The sequence below is a fragment of the Blautia sp. HCP3S3_G3 genome (genome assembly GCF_052063365.1).
Lineage (GTDB): Bacteria > Bacillota > Clostridia > Lachnospirales > Lachnospiraceae > Blautia_A.
Map to the genome: position 1 here is coordinate 1 of NZ_JBQHXR010000045.1, position 6,835 is coordinate 6,835.

The 6,835-nt window shown below is 38.6% G+C and carries 7 protein-coding genes; 1 reads left to right on the forward strand and 6 read right to left on the reverse strand.

Features of this window, described 5'->3' with window-relative positions:
- Positions 1-573: 573 nt before the first annotated feature.
- The gene (locus ACTNEW_RS15940; protein ID WP_441062751.1) at positions 574-1,203 is read left to right on the forward strand and encodes a YesL family protein; all 630 of its coding nucleotides are present in this window, start codon (positions 574-576) and stop codon (positions 1,201-1,203) included.
- A gap of 318 nt (positions 1,204-1,521) precedes the next feature.
- Here the strand turns inward: ACTNEW_RS15940 and ACTNEW_RS15945 are convergent, their stop codons facing one another.
- From ACTNEW_RS15945 to ACTNEW_RS15970, 6 genes are all read right to left on the reverse strand, one after another.
- On the reverse strand, positions 1,522-1,947 hold the full coding sequence (locus tag ACTNEW_RS15945; protein ID WP_441062752.1) for a phage holin family protein: 426 nt from the start codon (positions 1,945-1,947) through the stop codon (positions 1,522-1,524).
- A 124-nt stretch (positions 1,948-2,071) separates the two neighbouring features.
- Complete coding sequence (locus tag ACTNEW_RS15950) at positions 2,072-2,719, reverse strand: hypothetical protein (protein WP_441062754.1); 648 nt, start codon at positions 2,717-2,719, stop codon at positions 2,072-2,074.
- Positions 2,720-2,852: 133 nt separating this feature from the next.
- Positions 2,853-4,091 carry an RHS repeat-associated core domain-containing protein gene (locus ACTNEW_RS15955; RefSeq protein ID WP_441062756.1) on the reverse strand — a complete coding sequence of 413 codons (1,239 nt, stop codon included), beginning with the start codon at positions 4,089-4,091 and terminating at the stop codon, positions 2,853-2,855.
- Between the two features lie 312 nt (positions 4,092-4,403).
- A complete protein-coding gene (locus ACTNEW_RS15960; RefSeq protein WP_441062757.1) occupies positions 4,404-4,829 on the reverse strand; it encodes a phage holin family protein in 426 nt (141 codons plus the stop codon).
- Between the two features lie 121 nt (positions 4,830-4,950).
- Positions 4,951-5,970, reverse strand: coding sequence for a hypothetical protein (locus ACTNEW_RS15965; RefSeq protein WP_441062759.1), 1,020 nt, complete (start codon positions 5,968-5,970; stop codon positions 4,951-4,953).
- A gap of 139 nt (positions 5,971-6,109) precedes the next feature.
- Positions 6,110-6,424 carry a hypothetical protein gene (locus ACTNEW_RS15970; RefSeq protein WP_441062760.1) on the reverse strand — a complete coding sequence of 105 codons (315 nt, stop codon included), beginning with the start codon at positions 6,422-6,424 and terminating at the stop codon, positions 6,110-6,112.
- Positions 6,425-6,835 lie beyond the last annotated feature (411 nt).

Below are 6,835 nucleotides of genomic sequence, written 5' to 3' on the forward strand. Positions count from 1 at the left end.
ATTTTTTACTAACCGTGCAAAGTCAGTAATCTTATTTTACTCTGAGGTATTTTTTTCTCAACCTTCTTTCTCGGAATTCCTTATATTTGAATTATACAAGAAGCTCCTTTTTTATTCCTTATGGACTCGTTCTAACGTTGCCAGGGGCTTCTGTTTGTTTTCCCTGACTGGTATACTCATTATAGTTGCACATGGAAAAATGATAAATGGTTTGATGTCTACATTATATGGAAAAATGTTTGATATTTGTCCATTTCGACCAGTATATTGTTAATTTTTTATTTATTATTATTTGTATTTTTTCCATTTTCCTTTCCATTTCTCTCATTACCAAGGCATTATATACAATTAATCTGCTATCTTTCTTCGTATTTTTATCTATTATTTTCCAACATTTTTCTATGTTTTAAAACAATATTTCCCGCTTCAATCGATCCATACGCTTTACATCATCCCGAAATTCGTGCTACAATTCAGCATAGATAAACAGCCTGATCACCCGACTGGGGCTTTTCCATGGAATATTAATAAACTGATCATGTTTACTTTTCACTGTATAAACCGGAGGATTTTATGAATCTGCTTAATGAAGATAATATTGTACATATTTTCCTGAATAAAATCGGCGATATCGTCATTGCAAACCTGCTTTTCATCCTGTGCAGCATCCCGCTTGTCACAATCGGGCCTTCGCTTACCGCTCTCTATCACTGTATGCTCCGCACAGTCAAAGACAATAATAACGGAACTATCAAAACATTCTTCCGTGCATTTAAGGAAAACTTTGTTCAGTCACTGATCGTCTGGCTGCTGATTGCCGCCGCCGGATTTGTGCTGATCACAAACATGCTGTTTCTTATAGGAAACAATGGCGCAGCTTCTCAGATTCTTCTCTACGGCTCCTGCGCCATTCTCGCCCTGCTTATCATTTTCACACTGTATATTTTCCCTGTGATCGCAGCTTTTGCCAATACACTGCGTGCATTATCCAGAAATGCTTTTCTTCTGGCTTTTATCCATTTTCCAACCACACTGGCAATGGCTGTTATTTCACTGCTGCCGATGTATATGACCTATCAGGATATCGAGCTTATGCCCCTTTATGCCTGCTGCTGGTTCTTCTTCGGATTCGGGCTGACTGCTTTTATTAACTCCTGCCTGCTTTACCGCTTCTTCCGGAAGCTTCTTCCGGAAGAAGAATAAACGCTGCGCACTGCAGTCCAGTCAGTTAGTTTTTTCACTGTAAATCCGGTCAAACAGTTCCGCACATCTCAGGGTCTCTTCGTGCGGCACCACTTTGCTTTCCACGGCCATTGGTGCCTGTCTCTCTAAAAATCGGTTTCTTAATTATTTATTCTATTTTCATTAAGTTTCCGCTTTGTTTTGACTGACAGGCACCAATATCGCTCAGCGAAACAGTGCAGTAATTAACGTGGCTTATACTAGCTGTAGGTCACCGTCTTGTTCAGAACCTGGTTGTCCTCACGGGTCAGACGGTTCAGCTCATCATACTACCCCATTTCACTTCACCCCGTTTTCTGCATTTGTTTTTAAAATATCAATTCCTTTCCTGATGCAAAGGGGCATGGGCAGACCCATAAGCCCGGCATTTTCCGCAATAGACAGAGCCTCATTGGCGATAAATCCAATACAAACTGCATCACGCAAATAATCCGTATGCATCAAAGCATCCAGATGTGCCGCAACCAGCACATAGAACAATGTCATTGCCTTCCTGCAAAGCCCCTTCCATCCGGCATGGCTTTCCATGGCACCATTTTGGGATTTTGGACTTTTCCCAAACACTCCCGGCAAGATGATTCCTCCTGTGATCCAATCTATTGCCATAAAAACCACCAGTGTTTGCAGCGCCATATCCCATCCGCCGAACAGTTCTGTCACAGCGCTTCCTATAAGGGCTGTTATTGTTAAGATTTTGTATTTCATAAACTTTCATCTCCATTCATTTTCAATACTTTCTTAAAAAAGGAAGCGGCCGGTGTAAACCGCTCCCTCACACAATAATATTTCTTTTTGGTAAATTCATATTGTCATCCAAGCAATTACATATTTATTCTTTTTCTTTCTTCTTTCGCACATCTCTTGTTTTTTTTCTTGCTTCAACCATCGTTTTGTAATATTCTTCTTTTGCAATCTCTTCTGTTCTTGTCACTTTTATCCCCCATTCTTCCATCTGCTCAAGAATTCTTTTTCGATTACTGTCAGTAAATGAAACGGATGTCCAATCTGCCCTTGACCAAATCACAGCAAAACAGTTCCAGAAATTAAATGACAAAAAAATATCTTTTGCCGAATATATTTTTCCATTCTTCTTTTTCAAATTTTTGGAAAAGAAAATCCCATAATAACATGCACCTCTTGCAGCATAACATTTATCCTCCCTGATAATCTCCAGTTCATTCCATCTATACCTCTTCTTAAACCCCAACCAGCTAACTATACAACCATCCGCATCCATTGTGACCACACGCATTTCGGTCAATACCAAAAAATGAAGAAACATTATATCTATTATCAATAGTGTGATAAATAACATAATAAATATTACCATATCAAGTGCATCTGTATTTCTTCCACATGGTAAACAGTCATAAATAATATAGCATGATAATAAAATAAGCACCACCGTAATAATAATATTGGGCAATAATATCTTCGATTTTATTATTAATTTATCGTCTTTCTTTTGAATAGTCAAACTATCACTCCTTTGTATTCCGCAGATCGGTCTACTGTCCTGCCATACGCAATAAAAATTACATATAGCAGGATAACTTTCATAAGACCCCTAAAGTAACAGACAATAAAGCTGCATGATTAACACAAATTCTTTAAATATATACCTTATACGTAAAACCGGCTTCCGATAAATAGATCTTGTATCTGGTTCTCACACCAGTCTTTCCATTATATGAGGCTCCATATCCAATGAGCCGTCCGGCAGACTTTTTATAGATGTGAAGTGTCTTATCGTAACCAATCTTATTGCGTTGTGAAATACCAGCATTAACACCTGCTGCAACCAAATTCCCGCCAGTTCCAAATGTTGCAGAATATATTGCACCGATACCAATGTTTAATGATTCTCCACCGATAATGCTTCCCAAATTTCCCATACAAGTCGTTCCAACAAAAGCAGCAAAAGTATTTGTTACAATCTCTCCTATATTCCCTCCATTCTTCTTAGCTACATAACCAGCATAAACTCCACTTAAAACTCCTCCCCAAACAGCCCACTTTGCTGAAACTGCACCGGAGGCTGCTGCCACAATACCATCTGTAATTTCATAATTCTGTCCTGTTACCTTAGCCGCAAGCATACTCGTAGCTACATTCAATCCTGCACCCACTGCCATTGACAACACAACAGTCCAAAAATGTCCTTCAATATCAACTCTTGCCACTGGATTGTCGTCACAATACAAATACAGATTTTTCTCCTTCAGCAGTTGTGGGGAAAACACCACAATTCCGGTATCATCTGCACTTATAAACCTTCTAATCTCCGAATCATAATAACGATTCTTCAGGTAATACAGCCCCGTTTCAGTATCGTAATAATATCCCCTGTATCTGAACGGATTTCTCTCGCCAAGGCTGTCCTTCATGCTTCCGTCGATACTCGTGACCCTGCCCCAGCTATCGTAAGTATATCTTACAACGGTATTTCCATACCTGTCAATGAGGGCGATGACATCATTCTGTACATTACGGATATACATATAAATGTTACTATCGTAAGTAACAGAAATTACATTCCCGGCGGAGTCATAACGATACCACAGATTCTTCTCACTTCCCGTACGCTCGGATACCAGCAGGTCCCCTGCATAGCGGAACTGGGTCGTCACGCCGTCCACCACTTTTCTGGTACGGTTTCCGGTATGGTCATAGAAATACTGGATGCTCTTACCGTTCTGCACGGAAGCAAGCTTCCTTCCCTGTGTCCAGGTGTAGGTGGTGCTGCCTTTGGTGAGCATGTTGCCGATGGCATCATAGGTCATGGCTGTGCCGTTCCAGTTCAGCAGCTTATCTTTCCAGACAGTGTCATACGTTCCGGTCTTTGTCACGGGCGCGGCAGCCGGAAGGGTTCCCGTGGTATAAGCATATTCTTTCTCGCTTACCAGGTTGCCTCCAAGATCCTAGTATAAGCCACGTTAATTAACAGCATGTTTCGCTGGTCTGTTTCCTCGATAGCACAATCGTAAAAGCCTCAGCGTAGCCCGCTACGCCTGCGTTTTTACGATTGCACTCTCGAAAAAACATTCTCAGCGAAACAGTGCAGTAATTAACGTGGCTTATACTAGCTGTAGGTCACCGTCTTGTTCAGAACTTGGTTGTCCTCACGGGTCAGACGGTTCAGCTCATCATACTACCCCATTTCACTTCACCCCGTTTTCTGCATTTGTCCTTAAAATATCAATTCCTTTCCTGATGCAAAGGGGCATTGGCAAGCCCATAAGTCCGGCATTTTCTGCAATAGACAGAGCTTCATTGGCAATAAATCCAATACAGACTGCATCACGCAAATAATCCGTATGCATCAAAGCATCCAGATGTGCCGCAACCAGCACATAGAACAATGTCATTGCCTTCCTGCAAAGCCCCTTCCATCCGGCATGGCTTTCCATGGCACCATTTGGAGATTTTGGACTTTTCCCGAACACTCCCGGCAGGATGATCCCTCCTGTGAGCCAGTCTATTGCCATAAAAACCACCAGTGTTTGCAGCGCCATATCCCATCCGCCGAACAGTTCTGCCACAGCGCTTCCTATAAGGGCTGTTATTGTTAAGATTTTGTATTTCATAAACTTTCATCTCCATTTCTTTTCATATATTCCTAAAAAAGAGTACAAAAAAGGAAGCGGCCGGTATGTACCGCTCCCTACTGAAATTATAAATCGTTCTCTAAATTGTTACCTCCATAATCTATTCCTGACTGCTCAATAATTCATAAAATATCTCTTCTAAAATAATTCTCCTCATCCTTCTATACCTCTTTATTCCCCAAATACCACCGGCTTTCGAAATACATAGTCTTCTTTTATCCATCAAAATTCCCGCATTTATTCCCGCAAACCGAATACCTTCTTGAATAATAGGACGATTTAACAATATTCGAAACCTCGAACTCTCTTTATCTGCACAAAGAATATTCATGCAATCAACAGGAGTTCCCCAATATCCGATTCCAATTTGCTTTTCATAAAAATCATTAAATATTTCTCTCATTTCTTTTTCTTGTTCATAGAACATTTCTTTTAAATATATGATGCTTATTACTTCCTGCCTTCTTCTTCGCTTTCTCAAAAAGAACAGACATTCACTTTCATGACATATCTCATATTTTTTTACATAATGAAATCCAAAATAATCTAAATTTAAAATAATTTTCTGAAAAAATTGATTAAATCCATCATATTCAATCTGAAATTTATCTGCAAGGCTTCCACCACAGGATGTATATCGAAATGGTCCCCAGTCTTCATCATCGAATGGCAGCTTACGCAAAATATGATTATAATAATCTTGAATAACTGCACTTGGAAGAATAGTACAAAATGCCCAAATCAGACAAACCCGTTCATCAATATAATTTTGAAACGTACAATAAATTCCATATAAAAACAATAGTATTAATTGTATTATCACATAAATATCTCTGTAAAAAAGCCCTGTCAACTCTGACAAAATATGACGGTCATTCTTTTTAGGGGATGGTTTTCTAAAATATCCTTTTCGATATAAAGGATTACTATTATTGCACTTATCTTTATACTCACCCAGTAATCCTTCCTTTAAAGGAAACCATGTTGGTACAATAATCAAAGCACTCCAAAAAAATATGATTCCCATTACCGGCAATTCACCATACTTACTTAACCACCCTCTTCCAATGAGTATAAAAAAAAGAGCATCATTCATAATGTATTTAATTTTTTTCTTCAATATTGTATTCCTCCGGACTATCAATATCTGACAACAAGCAAGTAATACTCCCACTTCCAGATACAACCACATCTGCTGATTTATCAGCGGACTATGCCACTCCTCCACAGGCCACGACTATTAAATACAGAAACATAGTTTATTTTACAGCTATATAAAAATCTCCTTTCCCCATTCCGTTTTCTATAGTGCGCCACCGGAGCTTAGATGCACAAATCAAAGTTCCTTTATAATCTTCAAAGTCATTCTCCGATAGTTCTCCACAATCACACCAGTAAATACAATTATCTTTTATAAGCATAGTTGAATCCATTATTTCACAGGTATATTCCTCATCAACTGGAACTAACCTCAAGCACTTCAGCCCTATGAACTGCATTTCAATCATAGATACATCTTCAAATTGACATTGAATTATTATATTTAAAATTCTTTTGTCGTTTAGTGGATACATTGATAAATCCTCTTCAATATAAGCCCCACTTACGTATTTCAATTCTTTAATACAACTGTCATGAAAAAAATTTACTCTATTCATAAAATTCGTTAAGTCATTTTTATCAATAATTTCATTTCACATATATATCCCACCTTTTTAATTACGGAAACAGCATTATCAATCCTTTACTTATACCTGCACTAAAAGGAACCAATAAAGCATCATCTGCCACACCTACTCCAGTCAGATCATCAACAGTCACTTATAATTATCCCACTCATGACCTTCTCCTGTTACCAACCAAAAAATTCTTTATACTTCTGTTATGAAGTGACTTTTGTCAAGAGGTATATTTCAAAATAACAAACTTTTTCTTTCCTCAATTGACAATCCTCACATTTTTCTCTGACAGCATCAGGAAAGAGC